The sequence below is a fragment of the Mycobacterium sp. ACS4054 genome, from assembly GCF_001667275.1.
GTDB lineage: Bacteria > Actinomycetota > Actinomycetes > Mycobacteriales > Mycobacteriaceae > Mycobacterium.
Window position 1 is genome coordinate 96,215 of sequence record NZ_LZHV01000061.1, and the last position, 16,618, is coordinate 112,832.

General features: G+C 67.3%; 17 protein-coding genes and 4 tRNA genes. 11 read left to right on the forward strand and 10 right to left on the reverse strand.

Annotation, left to right across the window (positions count from 1 at the left end; all coding sequences use genetic code 11):
* Window positions 1-6 precede the first annotated feature (6 nt).
* The 3 genes from dusB to A5730_RS19005 form a co-directional block, all read right to left on the reverse strand.
* Complete coding sequence (gene dusB / locus A5730_RS18995; protein ID WP_067903724.1) at window positions 7-1,140, reverse strand: tRNA dihydrouridine synthase DusB; 1,134 nt, start codon at window positions 1,138-1,140, stop codon at window positions 7-9.
* A 7-nt stretch (window positions 1,141-1,147) separates the two neighbouring features.
* On the reverse strand, window positions 1,148-2,170 hold the full coding sequence (locus tag A5730_RS19000) for an acyl-ACP desaturase (RefSeq protein WP_067903726.1): 1,023 nt from the start codon (window positions 2,168-2,170) through the stop codon (window positions 1,148-1,150).
* A 180-nt stretch (window positions 2,171-2,350) separates the two neighbouring features.
* Window positions 2,351-2,956: a TetR/AcrR family transcriptional regulator gene (locus A5730_RS19005; protein WP_055403494.1), complete on the reverse strand. Its 606-nt coding sequence runs from the start codon at window positions 2,954-2,956 to the stop codon at window positions 2,351-2,353.
* Between the two features lie 162 nt (window positions 2,957-3,118).
* Between A5730_RS19005 and A5730_RS19010 the strand changes: the two genes are divergently transcribed.
* Window positions 3,119-4,051, forward strand: a complete 933-nt coding sequence (locus tag A5730_RS19010; protein ID WP_369829900.1) for an oxygenase MpaB family protein — start codon at window positions 3,119-3,121, stop codon at window positions 4,049-4,051.
* Between the two features lie 15 nt (window positions 4,052-4,066).
* Here the strand turns inward: A5730_RS19010 and A5730_RS24480 are convergent, their stop codons facing one another.
* The 3 genes from A5730_RS24480 to A5730_RS19020 are packed head-to-tail and all read right to left on the reverse strand — an operon-like array spanning window position 4,067 to window position 5,267.
* The gene (locus A5730_RS24480; protein WP_082946900.1) at window positions 4,067-4,270 is read right to left on the reverse strand and encodes a zinc transporter Slc39a7; all 204 of its coding nucleotides are present in this window, start codon (window positions 4,268-4,270) and stop codon (window positions 4,067-4,069) included.
* 43 nt (window positions 4,271-4,313) lie between these two features.
* Window positions 4,314-4,721, reverse strand: a complete 408-nt coding sequence (locus A5730_RS19015; protein ID WP_067903732.1) for a metalloregulator ArsR/SmtB family transcription factor — start codon at window positions 4,719-4,721, stop codon at window positions 4,314-4,316.
* Between the two features lie 48 nt (window positions 4,722-4,769).
* On the reverse strand, window positions 4,770-5,267 hold the full coding sequence (locus tag A5730_RS19020; RefSeq protein WP_067903736.1) for a nucleoside deaminase: 498 nt from the start codon (window positions 5,265-5,267) through the stop codon (window positions 4,770-4,772).
* A gap of 90 nt (window positions 5,268-5,357) precedes the next feature.
* Between A5730_RS19020 and A5730_RS19025 the strand changes: the two genes are divergently transcribed.
* Window positions 5,358-6,254 (forward strand): class I SAM-dependent methyltransferase, encoded by an 897-nt coding sequence (locus tag A5730_RS19025; protein ID WP_067903739.1) that lies wholly within the window; start codon window positions 5,358-5,360, stop codon window positions 6,252-6,254.
* Window positions 6,255-6,260: 6 nt separating this feature from the next.
* Here A5730_RS19025 and A5730_RS19030 read toward each other — a convergent pair whose 3' ends face one another.
* Window positions 6,261-7,109, reverse strand: coding sequence for an FkbM family methyltransferase (locus tag A5730_RS19030; RefSeq protein WP_067903742.1), 849 nt, complete (start codon window positions 7,107-7,109; stop codon window positions 6,261-6,263).
* Window positions 7,110-7,191: 82 nt separating this feature from the next.
* A tRNA-Lys gene (locus A5730_RS19035) sits at window positions 7,192-7,267 on the reverse strand.
* Between the two features lie 124 nt (window positions 7,268-7,391).
* Between A5730_RS19035 and A5730_RS19040 the strand changes: the two genes are divergently transcribed.
* The 4 genes from A5730_RS19040 (at window position 7,392) to A5730_RS19055 (ending at window position 10,292) form a co-directional block, all read left to right on the forward strand.
* A tRNA-Glu gene (locus tag A5730_RS19040) sits at window positions 7,392-7,464 on the forward strand.
* A gap of 29 nt (window positions 7,465-7,493) precedes the next feature.
* Window positions 7,494-7,570: transfer RNA gene (locus A5730_RS19045), tRNA-Asp, on the forward strand.
* A gap of 26 nt (window positions 7,571-7,596) precedes the next feature.
* A tRNA-Phe gene (locus tag A5730_RS19050) sits at window positions 7,597-7,673 on the forward strand.
* 72 nt (window positions 7,674-7,745) lie between these two features.
* A complete protein-coding gene (locus tag A5730_RS19055) occupies window positions 7,746-10,292 on the forward strand; it encodes an excinuclease ABC subunit UvrA (RefSeq protein ID WP_067903745.1) in 2,547 nt (848 codons plus the stop codon).
* A 44-nt stretch (window positions 10,293-10,336) separates the two neighbouring features.
* On the opposite strand, the gene A5730_RS19060 is transcribed toward A5730_RS19055, so the two are convergent.
* Window positions 10,337-10,951 carry a TetR family transcriptional regulator gene (locus tag A5730_RS19060; RefSeq protein ID WP_082946901.1) on the reverse strand — a complete coding sequence of 205 codons (615 nt, stop codon included), beginning with the start codon at window positions 10,949-10,951 and terminating at the stop codon, window positions 10,337-10,339.
* Between the two features lie 79 nt (window positions 10,952-11,030).
* Here A5730_RS19060 and A5730_RS19065 point away from each other — a divergent pair, with 79 nt between their 5' ends.
* The 3 genes from A5730_RS19065 to A5730_RS19075 are packed head-to-tail and all read left to right on the forward strand — an operon-like array spanning window position 11,031 to window position 13,491.
* Entirely contained in the window at window positions 11,031-11,861 is an 831-nt protein-coding gene (locus A5730_RS19065) for a mycofactocin-coupled SDR family oxidoreductase (RefSeq protein WP_067903748.1), read from the forward strand.
* Between the two features lie 8 nt (window positions 11,862-11,869).
* Window positions 11,870-12,688: a mycofactocin-coupled SDR family oxidoreductase gene (locus tag A5730_RS19070; protein WP_067903751.1), complete on the forward strand. Its 819-nt coding sequence runs from the start codon at window positions 11,870-11,872 to the stop codon at window positions 12,686-12,688.
* A complete protein-coding gene (locus A5730_RS19075) occupies window positions 12,685-13,491 on the forward strand; it encodes a carboxymuconolactone decarboxylase family protein (RefSeq protein ID WP_067903753.1) in 807 nt (268 codons plus the stop codon). The genes A5730_RS19070 and A5730_RS19075 overlap by 4 nt, the downstream gene beginning before the upstream one ends.
* Window positions 13,492-13,495: 4 nt before the next feature.
* On the opposite strand, the gene A5730_RS19080 is transcribed toward A5730_RS19075, so the two are convergent.
* Entirely contained in the window at window positions 13,496-15,214 is a 1,719-nt protein-coding gene (locus tag A5730_RS19080; protein ID WP_067903756.1) for a CocE/NonD family hydrolase, read from the reverse strand.
* A gap of 61 nt (window positions 15,215-15,275) precedes the next feature.
* Between A5730_RS19080 and A5730_RS19085 the strand changes: the two genes are divergently transcribed.
* Together A5730_RS19085 and A5730_RS19090 are read left to right on the forward strand one after the other, a co-directional pair.
* Window positions 15,276-15,875: a TetR family transcriptional regulator gene (locus A5730_RS19085; RefSeq protein WP_067903758.1), complete on the forward strand. Its 600-nt coding sequence runs from the start codon at window positions 15,276-15,278 to the stop codon at window positions 15,873-15,875.
* A gap of 43 nt (window positions 15,876-15,918) precedes the next feature.
* The gene (locus tag A5730_RS19090) at window positions 15,919-16,611 is read left to right on the forward strand and encodes a M15 family metallopeptidase (protein ID WP_067903761.1); all 693 of its coding nucleotides are present in this window, start codon (window positions 15,919-15,921) and stop codon (window positions 16,609-16,611) included.
* The last annotated feature ends 7 nt before the right edge of the window (window positions 16,612-16,618 follow it).

The following is a 16,618-nucleotide window of genomic DNA, read 5'->3' on the forward strand; positions in this document are numbered from 1 at the left end:
GGTGGATCAGCCGCCGGAGTGCATCACGTCGGCGCCGGCCGGGACGGTGCAATCGTCGGGATCGGCCAGCCAGCCCTCGGGCAGCGCCACCCGGGCCGGTGAGCCCTGCCGGCCCCGCGGGCCGCTCGCCGCGTCCGGGAACGGCACGGTGGGGTCCAATTGGCTTAGCAGCGAGTCGAGTTCGTCGAGGGTCTTGACCATCGCCAGCGCCCGGCGCAGCTCCGAGCCGGCCGGAAAGCCGTGCAGGTACCAGCCGATGTGCTTGCGGATGTCGCGCATGCCCTTGTCCTCGCCGAAGTGCGCGGCCAGCAGCCGCCCGTGTCGGCGGACGATGTCGGCGACCTCGCCCAACGTGGGCGGGGTGGGGGCCGGGCTATCGGTGAACGCGGCCGAGAGCTCGGCGAACAGCCAGGGCCGGCCCAGGCAGCCGCGGCCGATCACGACGCCGTCGCACCCGGTGGTGGCCATCATGGTCAGGGCGTCGCTGGCGTCGTAGATGTCGCCGTTGCCCAGCACCGGAATCGTCCGCACGTGCTGCTTGAGCAGGGCGATCTGCTCCCAGTCGGCGGTGCCGGAGTAGCGCTGCGCCGCGGTGCGGGCGTGCAGCGCGACGGCGGCGGCGCCCTCGGCCTCGGCGATGCGGCCGGCGTCGAGGTGCGTGCGATGCTCGTCGTCGATGCCGACGCGGAACTTGACCGTCACCGGGATCCGGGTGCCTTCCGTGGCGCGCACCGCCGCCGCGACGATCTTCCCGAACAGCCGGCGCTTGTAGGGCAGCGCCGCGCCGCCGCCGCGCTTGGTGACCTTGGGCACCGGACAGCCGAAATTCATGTCGATGTGGTCGGCCAGTCCCTCGTCCGCGATCATTTTGGCGGCCGCGTACGTGGTCGCCGGGTCCACCGTGTAGAGCTGCAACGAGCGGGGCGACTCGTCGGGCGCGAAGGTCGTCATGTGCATGGTGGCCGGGTGCCGCTCGACGAGCGCGCGCGCCGTCACCATCTCGCAGACGTACAGCCCGCTGACGGTGCCAACCTTCGCCTGTTCCAGTTCCCGGCACAGCGTCCGGAACGCGACGTTGGTCACGCCCGCCATCGGGGCCAGCACCACCGGGCTGGGGAGCGCGATGGGACCGATCCGCACCGCTTGGTTACCGCCGGCTCATGGTCAGCGTGCCCGCGGTCTGGTGCAGCTCGAACGCGGTCGTCCTCTTGCCGGTGCGGGCTTCCCGCTCGAGCTGGCGTTGCTTCGAGATCTCGAACTTCTCGCAGGTTTGCTCGAGTTCCTTGATCAGCAGCGCAAGGTCGTCGCGCATGGCGGCCGCCTCGCCGGTGAAGTCCTCGCGCTCGAAGATGCGCCATTTCTTCAGCACCGGCATGACCACGTCGTCGAGGTGAATGCGCGGGTCGTACACGCCACCCACGGCGATGGCGACGGCCTTCCGGCGGAACTCAGGTACCTGATAGCCCGGCATCTGGAAATTGCGCAGCACCTTGTGCAGCGACTTCATCGCCTGGTTGGGCGCCGCGCTGAACCCGGCGTCGCTGACGTCGCGGTAGAAGATCATGTGCAGGTTCTCGTCGGCCGAGATCTTGGCCAGCAACTGGTCGGCGATGGTCTCATTGCAGGCCTTGCCCGTGTTGCGGTGGGAAATCCGGGTCGCCAGCTCCTGGAACGTCACGTAGATGACCGAGTCGAACAGGCTCTCGGCGAACAGGTCGGCGCGAATCTGCTGGTTCTGCCCCGGGCTGAAGCCGCGGTTCACCACCTCGATGCGCAGCTTCTCCAGCTCGACGGGGTCGACGGCGCGGGTCACCACCAGGTAGTCGCGCAGCGCGATTCCGTGCCGGTTCTCCTCGGCGGTCCAGCGGTTGACCCACTGGCCCCACGGGCCGTCCAAGCCGAAGTTCATCGCGATCTCGCGGTGGTATGACGGCAGGTTGTCCTCGGTCATCAGGTTCTGCACCATCGCCACCTGGGCGAGGTCGGAGAGCTTGCTCTGCTCGGGATCCCAGTCCTGGCCACCGAGCGCGTAGAAGTTCTTGCCGTCCGACCACGGGATGTAGTCGTGCGGGTTCCAGTCCTTGTGCATGCTCTCGTGGCGGTTCAGGTATTGCTCAACGAACGGCTCGAGCTCGTGCAGCAGCTGTAGGTGTGTCAGCTCGGCTGACATTGGGCCTCCAGTTATCTGTGTCGGCGGGTAGCAGTCAATATATCTGTGTACTTCAGTAGCATCAAGCTGCCTGGCCGCGCGTCGCGTCACGGTTGAATTCCACTTTGCGAAACGCCCGATCGGCCCCGCAGGCCTTCAGGATTGCCGCCGGGCAGCGGCGGATAAACACCTGGTCGCGCGCTACCCGAGCTCGGGTGCCGGCACGTACGGGGCCGCCGTGATGTACAGCATGTTGACGCAGTAGTCGATGAACTGCTGGCGCGTCGCGCCCAGCCGCCCGTTCAGGTACGCGGTGAACAGGCTGGACAGGCCGCCGATCAGGCTGGTGGCGATCATCTTTTCCAGTACCGGATCGCCGATCCGCGACAGCTTGCGCTGCAGCAGTTCGATGAAATTGGGCATCCACTCCGCGCCCGAGCGGGTCAATATCGGTTCGGACGCCGGCGCCAGCAACAGCACCCGCCCGCGGACCGGGTCGTCGACCATCAGCTCGACGAACTTTTCGACGGCTTCGCGCGGGGTATTCGCCGACGTGAGCGCGCTCATCGCGCGCGTGCACACGTCGTCGTACACCGCGCGCACGAATTCGTCACGGTCCGAGAAGCTTTCGTAGAAATAGCGTTCGGTCAGCGCGGCCTTGCGGCACACCGCGCGCACGGTCAGCGCCGGCCGAGCGTCGCTGCCGAGCAACTGCACGCCGGCGTCGATGAGGTTGTCGCGACGCAGGGCGAGGCGATCCCCCAAGGGGACGCCGGTCCAGCGGCCCCGGCGTTGACCGGACTGCACATCGCTCCTAAGCTCGAAACTGACAACGCATGTAGTCAGTTTGCCGACACCTGTAGGAATTCACTAGTGACTCAACATACGTCCGCACCGGTGCCACCGACCAGCGGTCACGACGCGCCCGACGCGTCCGGTGCCGTAGCCCAAGGCTGCCCGGCGTCGGCGATGGGCTACGAGACACCCCCGACACCCCTGGGCCCCGACTCGCTGACCTGGAAGTACTTCGGCGACTGGCGCGGGATGCTGCAGGGCCCGTTCGCGGGCTCCATGCAGAACATGCATCCGCAGTTGGGCGCCGCGGTGGAGCAACACTCGACGTTCTTCCGCGAACCCTTGCCGCGGGTGATGCGGTCGCTGTACCCGATCGGTGGCGTGGTCTTCGACGGCGACCGGGCTCCGATCACGGGTGCCGAGGTCCGCGACTACCACACCGACATCAAGGGCGTGGATGACCAAGGGCGCCGGTATCACGCACTCAATCCCGACGTCTTTTATTGGGCGCACTCGACGTTCTTCATGGGCACGATCCTGGTGGCCGAGCGGTTCGGCGGAGGTCTGACCGAGGCCGACAAACGCCAGCTCTTCGACGAACACATCCAGTGGTACCGGATGTACGGCATGAGCATGCGGCCGGTTCCCCAGAGCTGGGAAGAGTTCCAGGCCTACTGGGATCACATGTGCCGCAACGTATTAGAGGACAACTACGCGACGCGGGCCGTGCTGGACCTGACCCTATATGACAAGCTGCCCATCGCTCCCTGGCTCCCGGATTGGTTGTGGGGCGGCCTGACCAGGCTGTCGCGGCCGTTCTTCGTCTGGCTCACGGTCGGCCTGTATCACCCGGCAGTGCGCGAACGGTTGGGCTTCCAGTGGTCCGACCGCGACGAGTGGCTGCACCGCCGCTTCGGCAACCTGGTGCGGCTGGTCTTCGCGTTCGTGCCGCCCCGGTACCGCAAGCACCCGAGGGCCCGCGCCGGCCTCGACCGCGCGGCCGGGCGCATCCCGGCCGACGCGCCCCTACCCCAGACGCCGGCGCGCAACCTGCCGCCCGTGGACGAGCGTGGCGACCCGAAGCATTACTGCCCCGTGGTCTCCTGAGCCGCGCCGCATGCGCTAGGGATGGGAGTGACCGTGAACGTCTTCCAGGCCGGCCTGGTGCACGTGCTGATGAGTGTGCTCGGTCCCGTCGCCGTGGGTGTGTGAGTGCTCGTGCTGCACGTGCTCGTGCTCATGCGTGGTGTGCGCGTGCGCGTGCATGAAGTCGCCATGGTCGTGTTCGTGCTCATGGGGCGTGTCATGGGTGTGTTGCTCGGTCACCGCTGAGTCTCCTCGGGTCAACTGTGCTGTGCTGCTTCGGGATTCACTTGGCGCCGGTGCGCCGCCGGTTGGCCGGGCGGGCCGATTCGCTGACGGCCTTGAGCCCGGCATCCCCGCGGTGATGACCGGGCACGCCCGGTCCGGCGTGTTCGGCGTTGAAGACGGCGTCGATGACGAGCTGGCGGACGTGATCGTTCTCCAGGCTGTAGAAGATCGTGGTTCCCTCGCGGCGCGTGCTGACCAGGCGCGCCATTCGCAGCTTCGCCAGGTGCTGGGAGACCGAGGGCGCGGGCTTGCCGACGTGCTCGGCCAGCTCGTTGACCGACATTTCCCGGTCGGTCAGCGACCACAGCACCTGCACGCGGGTGGCGTCGGCCAGCATCCGGAAGACCTCGACGACCAGGCTGGCCTGGTCGTCCGGCAACCGCCCTGCGCTACTATCTGCATGCATACGCAAATAGTAGTCAAGATGGCCGGTGCTTGCCAGCGGTGATCTTCCTCAGGTTGGGACGACCGTCGACCGGCGCTGGCCGCCGTTTCGTTCGTTCCAGAACCGGTACACCTCCACCGCCCCGTCCTGCGGCCGGTAGCGCATGGGCAGCCGCCGCTGGTCCCAGCTCTTGGCGAATTCGTCGTAGAAGGTGGACACCTCGAAGTACTTGCGGTCGTCGAGGTAGTACTGCTCGTAGTCCTCGCGCGCGATCAGGAAGATGACTTCCTTGGGTGAGCAGTAGTACAGCGAGCCCAGGCACATCGGGCAGGGATGCGCCATCACGTAGATCGTGGCGTCGACGAGGTGCTCGGTGCCCAGCTTCGTGCACGCCTCGCGGATGGCCAGGATTTCCGCGTGCGCGGTCGGGTCGTTCGTCTGGGCCACCTTGTTGGCGCTCTGGGCCAGGACCTCGCCGTCCTTGACGATCACCGTCGCGAATGGGCGACCACCCTCGGCGACGTTTTGGCGAGCCAGGTCGATCGTCCGCTGCGCAAAGTCGGTCACACGTCGCAGGGTAGTCGCGCCGGGGCTGGGAATCGGGCCGGTGATACTGATAGATTGCCTATTTAATTTGGGTCGGGATGAGGGAGCACCATGGCGCGCACCGATCGTGATCGTTGGGATCTGGCGACGAGCGTGGGCGCGACGGCGACGATGGTCGCCGCGCAACGGGCCCTGTCCACCGACGAGAAATTGATCGACGACCCCTACGCGGCGCCGCTGGTGCGCGCCGTTGGGATCGACGTCTACGTCCGGATGGTGAACGGCGAGATCCCGGCCGGCGGGACCGCCGAGTTCAACCCGCACCGGCTGGCGCGGAGTATGGCTTGTCGCACAAGGTTTTACGACGACTTCTTCCTGGAGGCGACGCGGGGTGGCATCGGCCAGGCGGTGATCCTGGCGTCGGGCCTCGACGCGCGCGCCTACCGCCTGCCGTGGCCGGCGGGCACCGTCGTTTACGAGGTCGACATGCCCGAGGTGATCGAGTTCAAAACCCTGACCCTCGAGGATTTGGGAGCCGAGCCGACGGCGGAGCGGCGCACGGTGGCCATCGACCTGCGCGACGACTGGGCCTCCGCGCTGCGCGAAGCCGGATTCGACGCGCAGGCCCCGTCGGCATGGAGCGCCGAAGGCCTGCTGGTGTACCTGCCGGAGGAGGCCCAGGACGCGCTGTTCGACAACATCACCGCCTTGAGCGCGCCGGGCAGCCGGCTGGCCTTCGACTTCGTGCCCGACACCGCCGTTTTCGCCGACTCGCGTTGGCGCACGCACTACGAACGGATGAGCGAACTCGGGTTCTCGGTCGACTTCAATGACCTCGTGTACCACGGCGAGCGCAGCCACATCGTCGACCACCTGAGCCAGCGCGGCTGGGAGACGTCGTCGCGGACCGTCGCGGAACTGCACGCGGCCAACGGCTTTGTCTACGCCGACGACGACGTCGCCCAGGCCTTCGCCGATGTGACCTACAGCAGCGCGGTGCTCGGGTAGCAAGGCTCATTCGCTGGCGGCGCAGATCTCCATGTAGCGCTGTTGGGCTCCGGCCTCTACCGCGTTGCGCTGTTCCAGCACCATCACGCAGCGCAAGGCAAGATCCACCGATCGGTAGCAGTGATGCGCGATGAGCGCCAGGTGCTTGAGTTGCTCGTCGTCCATCGCCTCGGCCCGAGTGAATTCGCGAACGTAAACGATGTCTGCCTCGAGGAGTTGATTGAGGGCCTGGCTCGGATCGTTATTTACCACGCATGGAGCGATCGGCCATTGCTTGATCGCCGTGAAGCAGTGCGGTATGAAACCTTGTCCGCGGAGCTCCAGATCGACGTCCCCGAGGCCTGGTTGGTCCTGGTACAGCGTCACGAACGAAATCTCTGTTTGGATCGCAACCGCCTCGGCGAGCTTCGCTTTGGCCCCACGCAAAACCGCAAGCTCGCTTCCCTGGGCGTCAACCTTGAGGAAGTCGACGTGCTCAACCTCGGGCACTTCATCGAGCCTGCGGGTGTGCACCTCGACGCGCTCGATTACCTCGCCGAAATACTCGAAGGCCCCAAACACACGCAACGCCGTGGCGTCCGGCTCGTAAAGGCTTGTCATACCCGAGGAGCGACAGATTTTGAGCGTGTGTGTCTCGCCATCACCGATCGCATACGGCAAATATGTCTCGTCGGGCCCTTTGTGAGTTTCCAGCTGAAGCAGCGCCTCCTGCTGGGGTTCGAATCCCGTCACGCGGCAGAGTCCCGCGGCGAGCATGGCTGCATAGGGCGGTTCGCCGTCGATAGGGTTTGCACCGACGTCCACGACGTCCGTGAGGCGCTGCGGAGACAGCAGCATGCGGAATGCGGTGCTCATCGCTCCATGATCTCGAACGACGATTCGGCCAGTTCGGCGCCACGCTTTGAGGGCATCATCGATCTGCCTGGGCCGAACACGTTGGTGCCCCCACCAGGGCTCGAACCTGGGACCTGCGGATTAAAAGTCCGTAGCTCTACCAACTGAGCTATAGGGGCCGCGGAGATTCAGGATACTTGGGCCCCAAACGCGGCTCGTTTGAGGATTGGGCCTGCGGTGACCTAAGCTGACGTGGCTCCTAACGAAACCTCGTTGTGAGTACCCCGGAGTGATTCGGTTCTGGCCCCCATCGTCTAGTGGCCTAGGACGCCGCCCTTTCACGGCGGTAGCACGGGTTCGAATCCCGTTGGGGGTACGCGACGCGGTGACGCGAAGCAGCAGCAAGGCCCTGTGGCGCAGTTGGTTAGCGCGCCGCCCTGTCACGGCGGAGGTCGCGGGTTCGAGTCCCGTCAGGGTCGCCAAATCGGCGAGGCACTTCATGCCTTCCGGCCAGGTAGCTCAGTCGGTACGAGCGTCCGCCTGAAAAGCGGAAGGTCGGCGGTTCGATCCCGCCCCTGGCCACCAGCAGTAGCGCAGTCCGTGGTCTAGAAAACATCGTGCTTGCGCGGCCGCAGCCGGGGTATTCGTCTTCCCACGATGCCAGCAATGTCTGACCGGCCCACGGACGAACTCGACTCTTGTGTGCGCGTTTACGGGACGCGGGTCCACAACCTCCGGGGGGTCGACGTCGCAGCGCCCCGCGACGCGCTGGTGGCATTCACCGGGATCTCCGGATCCGGCAAATCGTCGTTGGCCTTCGGGACCATCTATGCCGAGGCCCAGCGCCGCTACTTCGAGTCGGTAGCCCCGTACGCCCGTCGGCTGCTGCTGCCGGCCGGCGCGCCGAAGGTGGATGACATCACGGGTCTACCGCCCGCCGTCGCATTGCAGCAGCGCCGCGGTTCGGCGACGTCGCGGTCGACGGTCGGCACCGTCACCACCCTGTCGAACCTGCTGCGGATGCTGTTCTCGCGCGCCGGAACCTACCCGCGTGGGGCCACTGAAAGACTCGACTCCGACGCGTTCTCCCCGAACACCGCCGTCGGGGCGTGCCCCGAATGCCACGGGTTGGGACGAATCCATCGGGTCACCGAAGAGACACTGGTGCCTGACCCGTCGCTGAGCATCCGCGAAGGCGCCGTCGCCGCGTGGCCGGGCGCGTGGCAGGGCCAAAACCTGCGCGACATCTTGGTCACGCTGGGGTACGACATCGACAAGCCATGGCGGAAACTCCCTAAGCGTCAACGCAATTGGATTCTGTTCACCGACGAGCAGCCAACGGTCGAAATAGACCCCCGCCAGCACCCCGTGCAGGCCGATTACTACTACAACGGCACGTTCTCCAGCGCCGAACGCCACGTCCGCCACACGCTGGCCAACTCGCATAGCGCGATGATGCGCCGCCGCGTGCTGCAATTCGTCGACACCGTCGACTGCCCGGTCTGCGAGGGTTCCGGGTTGCGACCGGAAGCGCTGAAGGTGACGTTCGCCGGGCGCACCATCGCCGAATACGCGGGGATGCCGTTGGCCGACCTTGCTGACGCGTTGCGCCCCACGGCTTCTCGGACCGACGCCGCCGCCGCGTACGAGTCAACGGAATCCGGTGAGTTGACGGAGGTGGCGACGATGATCGCCGCCGACCTCGTCGCACGCCTGCAGGTGCTCCTCGACCTCGGCCTCGGCTATCTCACGCTTAGTCGCCGAACACCGACGGTGTCACCCGGCGAATTGCAGCGCTTGCGACTTGCCACCCAATTGCGCGCCGGCTTGTTCGGCGTGCTTTACGTGCTCGACGAGCCGTCGGCCGGACTGCACCCCGCGGACGCCGAACCGCTACTCGACGTGCTCGATCGCCTGCGGCGCGCGGGCAATTCGTTATTCGTGGTCGAGCACGACATGGACGTGGTACGCCGTGCCGATTGGGTCGTCGACGTCGGACCCGGGGCGGGCGAGCTTGGTGGGAACGTGCTCTACAGCGGCCCGGTGCCGGGCCTGGCAGACATCGAGGAATCGGTCACTCGCAGTTACCTTTTCGACGGGGCCGGTCCGACGCCTCGCCAACCGCGCACACCGTCCGGGCAGCTGCGGTTGCGCGGGATCTGCTTTCACAACCTGCGAGACCTCGACGTGGACCTGCCACTCGGTGTGTACACCGCGGTCACCGGGGTGTCCGGTTCGGGCAAGTCGACACTGGTCGTGAAGGTCCTCGGCGACGTCGTGAACAGCCATCTGGGCACCGGGCGCGCCGCCGAGCCGGCCGCATCCGACGACGACGAAACGGACACCGAAGTCGTCGATCTGGATCGCGACGCCAGCGCCGGCGTGACGGCGGAGGGCGTCGAGGAGATCAATCGGCTGGTATTAGTCGACCAGCGTCCGATCGGGCGCACTCCGCGCTCGACACTGGCGACCTACACCGGCTTGTTCGACGCCGTGCGCCACGAATTCGCCGCGACGCCAAAGGCCCGCCGCCGCGGTTGGACAGCGGGCAGGTTTTCGTTCAACGTCTCCGAAGGTCGCTGCCCCACCTGTCAGGGCGAGGGGTTCGTCTCGGTCGAATTGTTGTTTCTGCCAGGCACATACGCCACCTGCCCGGCATGCCACGGAGCGCGCTACTCCGACGAGACACTCGAGGTGCGTTACCGCGACCGTACGATCGCCGACGTGCTCGCGATGACCGTCGATGAGGCCTCGGACTTTCTTGCCGACGTGACGAAGGCAGCGCGGAGCCTGACCACGCTGCAAGAGGTCGGACTGGGATACCTCCGCCTCGGACAGCCCGCGACCGAGCTGTCAGGCGGCGAGGCGCAGCGGATCAAGCTCGCCTCCGAGCTCCAGAGGCCCCGCCGAGGGCATACCCTCTACGTCCTCGACGAGCCGACCACGGGGCTCCACCCCGCCGATGTGGATCTGCTCGATCGTCAGCTGCACCGCCTGGTCGACGCCGGCAACACCGTGGTGGTGGCCGAGCATGACATGCGGATGGTCGCGGGCGCGGACTGGGTGATCGACCTGGGGCCGGGGGCCGGCAACGACGGTGGTCGCGTCGTCGCGGCGGGCACGCCGAATGAGGTTGCGCGCGCGAAACACAGCCGGACGGCGCCGTACTTGGCGAAACGGTTGGCGTCGTCCGCTGCTCGGTGAAAAGTCATGCCGCTTGACGCTGCGGCGCCCCAACAAGTTTCGCCCTACGCGTGGCGGCACACGCCATCGTGCGCCTTCGCCAGCCAGTACACGGCACGCTCGATCGTCGGCACGATGTCGGTGATCTCGATGGAGCCCGCCGCGAACTGCCCCAACGCCCCGTAGACCACGCCGGCCAGGATGACACCCAGGTCATCGGCGAAGCGCTCGTCGCAGTCCTGCATGACCGACCGCGCCGCGGGCGCGACGACGTCGAAGCCGCGCTGGGTGAGGCCGTCGCCGCCCGGCCCGTCCTTGGCCCGCACGTACGCCTGCAGCATGCGCGGGTGCTTCTCCCACGGTTCGAAGATCGCCCGAAAGATCCACATGAGCCCGTCGTAGAGCGACTCGTTGGCCCCGGAGTGCGAGGCGACGGCGGCGTAGCGGTGGGTGTCCATCCACCACCGCAGGGCCGCGACGATGAGGTCGTCCCGAGTGGGGTAGCGCTTGTAGATCGTGGTGAGCGACATGCGGGCCCGGCGGGCGACCTCGCGCAGCTGGACGGCGTCGTAGCCCTCGGTGTCGATGAGGTCCACGACGATGTCGATCAGGGGATCGGGGGCGGCCTGTGTGGGCGCCGCCGATACGTCCCGCCGCTGCGGTGAGCCTTTACCGACCACGATAACGATGTTACTGTCCCAGCCAGAGTAACGCAGTTACTCAAGAAAAAGTGCAGGCGGCGAGGCGAGCGAGGGCGCGGTGGGTGGTCTAGACGGCAAGGTGGCGTTCATAACCGGGGTGGCGCGTGGGCAGGGCCGCAGCCACGCGATCCGGCTGGCCCGCGAGGGCGCCGACATCATCGGCATCGATATCTGCGCCGACATCCCGGCGAACGGATACGCGATGGCGCGACGCGACGAGCTCGACGAAACGATCGGCATGGTGGAGGCCGAGGGCGGCAAGATGCTCGCAACGGTGGCCGACGTGCGCGAGTTCGATCAGGTGAAGGCCGCGCTGGACGCCGGGGTGGCACACTTCGGCCGGCTCGACATCGTCTGTGCCAACGCGGGAATCGCGCCCGTGGCCTTCCGGCAGCTCAGCATCGAAGAGGAGCTGGCGCAGTGGCGGGCCGCGATCGGGGTCAATCTCGACGGCGCCTACCACACCGCGTGGGCGGCCGTGCCGCATCTGCTTTCCGGACAGCGCGGCGGTGCGATCGTGTTCACCAGCTCGACGGCCGGGCTGCGGGGGTTTGGTGGTCTGCAAGGCGGCGGCCTGGGGTATGCCGCCTCCAAGCACGGGGTGGTCGGGTTGATGCGGGTCCTGGCGAACTCGTTGGCGCCGTTCAACATTCGGGTCAACACCGTGCATCCCACCGCGGTCCGCACGATGATGGCCGTCAATCCGGCGATGACGGAGTTTCTGGAGAGCTTTCCCGAAGGCGGGGCGCACCTGCAGAATCCGATGCCGGTGGAGATGCTGGAGCCCGAGGACATCAGCGCGGCGATCGCCTATCTGGTCTCCGACGAGGCCAAGTACGTCACCGGGGTGACGTTCCCCGTGGACGCCGGCTTCTGCAACAAGCTGTGAGCCCCGCGATGCAACCTCGAGCGACGGGCCGGGTGGCCGGCAAACGGGTCCTCATCACCGGCGCCGCTCGCGGGATGGGACGCAGCCACGCGGTCCGGTTGGCCGAAGAGGGCGCGGACTGCCTGCTGGTCGACATCTGCGACACTCCCGACGGTTTGGAGTACGCGCTGGCGACCGAGGACGATCTGCGCCAGACCGCCAAACTCGTTGGTGAGCTTGGGCGGTCGGCCGTGTGCAAGGTGGTCGACGTGCGGGACGCGACCGCGCTGAAGGCCGCCGTCGACGAGGGCGCCGACGAACTCGGGGGCCTGGACGCCGCGGTGGCCAACGCGGGCGTGCTGACAGTCGGCACCTGGGACACCACCACTCCGGAGCAGTGGCGGCTCGTGGTGGACGTCAACCTGATCGGCGCCTGGAACACGTGCGCCGCGGCATTACCGCACCTGCTGGCCGCGGGCGGCGGCAGCCTGGTCAACATCAGCTCGTCGGCCGGTATCAAGGGGACCCCGCTGCACACGCCGTACACGGCCGCCAAGCACGGCATCGTCGGCATGAGTCTCGCGCTCGCCAATGAGCTTGCCGCACAGAATATCCGGGTGAACACCGTGCATCCCACGGGCGTGGCCACCGGCATGGCCCCGCCGTCGATGCACCAGCTGATCGTGGAGAAGCGACCCGACCTGGGGCCCATCTTCATGAACGCGCTGCCGGTTCTGATGACGGAGGCGATCGACGTGAGCAACGCCGTGCTGTTCCTGGTTTCCGACGAGGCCCGGCACGTGACGGGCTTGCAGTTCACCGTCGACGCGGGGGTGACCATCAGATGACGAGCAGCCCGAATCAGCGACGCGAGCGCGGCCTGCGGGTGTTCGCAGAGGTGATGACCGTCGATGCGCCGACGGACACCAGCCCGGCGATCGCCGATGGGCTCATCGACTTCGTGTTCGCGGAGGTGTGGACGCGCCCCGGCCTGAGCCGGCGCGACCGGCGGTTCGTCACGCTGGCGTGTGTCGCCGGCGCCGACGCCACCCCCGCGCTCGAACAACACGTGTACGCCGCGCTGAACAGCGGGGACGTCACGATCTCCGAAATGCGGGAAGCCGTCCTGCATTTCGCGGTTTACGCCGGGTGGCCCAAAGCCTCGCAGTTCAACATGGTCGTCGACGCGCAGTGGGAGCGCATTGCGCGCCAGCGCGGTGACGGCGGTCCGCCGGCTCCGGCGTTGCTGCCGCTGCCCACCCCCAGCGATCCCGAAGCGCGCCTAGCGGGCGGCGAGGCCGCGTTCCGCGACATCAACTGCCTGCCGTTCGCGCCTTCGCGAGACAACCCGTACTCCGGTGCGGGCATCCTCAACTTCGTGTTCGGTGAGATGTGGTTGCGGCCGGGGCTGGGGATGAAGGAACGGCGCCTGATCACGTTGGCGTGCGTGGGGTTTCAGGACGCCCAATATCCGATCATGTCCCACGTCTACGCCGCACTGAAAAGCGGTGACGTCTCGTTTGACGAGATGGAAGAGCTGGCCCTGCATTTCGCCGCGTACTACGGATGGCCGAAGGCGTCCTACCTCAATCAGGTCATCGCCGAGCAAAAGCAACGCGTTCTCGACGAGGCGGCCTCGGCGGTTCGGTGACGCTTCACGAATGGCCCCCGAGCACGGGAAGCAACAGCCGGGACGCGGAGCGCACCGTGTTCAGGCTGGAGGTGCCGACGCTGGCATGCCGGAAGTTCATGATCGCCGGCATCGAAGGGTCCTGGTCGTCGCTGGTGAGCGTCACGCGGATGCGGTGGCCCGCCTTGAACCGGCGGGCGTTGGGAACCAACGGGATTCGGTACTCGACGTCCTCGCCCAGCGGGACCGCCTGCGGGTTGCGACAGGGCAGCGCCGGCGCGCCGGGGCGACTGGCCGCTTCGTCGACCTCGCGCAGGCTGGCGCGCAGCCAGCCCGCGGTTACGTCGGTCGACTCCCCGTTTGGCCCCACGTCCTGCAGCGTCGCGATCCATGCCGTGTCGAGAGCGGTTGCCGAAGCGACCAGCCGCAGCTCGATTTCGCCCACCACGTCCAGGTCCGAAACCAGCGGGGCGCCGGTCCAGGCCAGCATCGGTGGCGGATCGATAACGCTGGGCTTGACGCGGCCCAGACCCGTGCCGACAGTCATGAATTCGCGTCCGCCCGGCTCGCCCTCGTCGTCATCCAGACCGCCGTCGGCGCGCAGGGCCAGTTCGCGGTGGGCAGCTTGCGACGGCGGCCACACGTCGGCGGTTCGCCACTCGTCGGCGCCGGGCAAGAAGTAGCGGATCGGCGGGCCGTCGATGATCCCGGTGTCGCGCCCCTTCAGCCAATGGTCGTACCAGGCCAGGGCTTCGGTGTGCATGCTTTCCCACGGCCAGGTCAGTCCGAACTCGCCGAGCATGCCCATCCGCACACATGCATTGTCCGACAGGCCTTTCCACGTGGCGAACGTCGAGGGCAGGTGTAAGGGCACGTTCTGCCAGTCACAGCCGAGGTATACCGGGATGTCGATCTCCTTGAGCAGTGGCAACACGTTTCGTTCTTCCCACCACGCGTCGCGCGTCGGGTGCTTGACCGCCGCCTCCTGCCACAGTTCGTCCCACGGGTGCGGGTTGTGGGGCAGCCGAAGCAACTGACGCAGCATGGTGACCGCCGCCTCGCCGTTCTTGGTCTCGAACTTCTTGTGCACGCCCGGGCTGTTCAGCACGCGGCGCGCCAACCCGATTGGCTTGCTGCGCCACAGCTTGTCGCTGCGGTCGGAGGTCAGGCCCATCATGGCGAGGAACGGGGTGACGAACGACGAACTCAGCAGCCCGTGGTGGTTGGCGCCCTCGTACAGGTCGGCCGTCACGGCAAGGGGGAAGATCGCCTTGAGGTGCGGCGGCCGCTCGACGGCGGCCTCGAGTTGGGTCATCGCGAAATAGCTGATGCCGATCATGCCGACGTTGCCGTCGCACCACGGCTGGGCCGCGACCCACTCCACCAGGTCGTGCACGTCGCGGCGCTCCTGGGCGTCGAAGAAGTTGAAGGTGCCCTCGGAGCCGCAGGTGCCGCGGAGGTTGGCGATGACGTGCACGTAGCCGCGGGGCACCCAGAAGTCGGTCCTGCCGGCCTCGATGAATCCCGCCGGGGCGCCGAGGTCTTGCATCTGCCGCGGGTACGGCGAGGCGGCCAGCAACGCCGGGAACCGGCCGTCGGCGTCCGGCCGGTGGACATCGGCCAAAAGCGTTGTGCCGTCCCGCATCGCGATCGCTTCATTGATGTCTGTGCGCGTCGCGTACTGCGGCTCGCTGAGGTTGCGGTATTCCCGTCCGGTGGTCTGTGGGCCGTTGAGCGGAGCCATATTTTCACGCTACGTTGAAACTAGTCTCAACGCAAGATGAAATTTCGGCTATGGTGGGACGGTGGCGCGGCGATCGATCACCCCGGGCCCGCGTGACGAGCGCGGCGTCTTGGCGGCGCGCATCCTGGCCGCGGCTCGTGATGAATTCGCCGAACACGGCTGGGCCGGCACGGCCATTCGCGCCGTCGCCCGCACCGCCGACGTCGACCCGGCCCTGATCTACCACTACTACGGCTCCAAGGAGGGGCTGCTCGACGCGGCCACCACGCCGCCGCAGCAGTGGCTCGACGCGGTGGCCGCGACGTGGGCGACGGCCAAAGCCGAGCTCGGTCGGCAATTGATCCGCACCGTGCTGGACACCTGGACCGATGAGGAGGTGGGTCCGATTCTGCGCGCGGTGGTGCTGACCGCCGCGCACGAAGACAAAACGCGCGAGAAGCTACGGCTGATCGTGGAGCGCGGCCTGGTCGGCGGTTCCACCCTGGGCGCCGACGAGGACGAACGGCTGCGGCGCAGCGGCCTGATCGCCACCCAGCTTATCGGCTTCGCGTTGCTGCGCTACGTCTGGAAGATCGAGCCGATCGCGTCGATGCCCGAGGACCAAGTGGTCGCCGCCGTGGGGCCCAACCTGCAGCGCTACGTCGACGGCGACATTGGGTAGCAGCTAACGCAATTCGGGCCGGCCGACCGGGGACAATGGCCGGATGCGTGTTTTACCCGCGGTTCTCGCGCTTGCGGTCGCCACGGCCGCGATCCCCGGGGTTACGGCCCAGGCGGGTCCCGACGTTCCGCCCGTGAGCGATGCGGCGCGCGCGGCCGGATTCGTCGACGTCCGCGGCGTCGTTCCCGACGCCATCATCGACCTGCGCTACGCGACGACCAACAACTTCACCCACACGCAGCTGTACCCCTCCGACGCGCGATGCCTGGTGCATCAATCCTTGGCGCCGGGGCTGGCGGCGGCCGCGTCGGCGCTGCGCCCGCAGGGGCACGTCCTGGTGTTCTGGGACTGCTACCGGCCGCATGACGTCCAGGTCAAGATGTTCAACGCCGTGCCCAACCCCGCGTGGGTCGCGCGCCCCGGCCCGTACGCGCGCAGTCATGAGTCGGGGCGCTCGGTGGACGTCACGTTCACCACGACGCAGCAGCCGTGCGCGTCCGGGCAACACGCGGACGGACTATGCCTGGCCGACATGGGCACCGACTTCGACGACTTTTCCTCCCGCGCAAACGCTTTCGCCACCCAGGGGGTCAGCGTCGACGCCCAGGCGAACCGGGCCGCGCTGCGGAACGCAATGAAATACGGCGGGTTGGCGCCGTACTCGGGGGAGTGGTGGCACTTTGACGGCCCGGGCGCCGGGGTCGACTTGCCCATCCTCAACGTGCCCGTGGACTGATCTCACA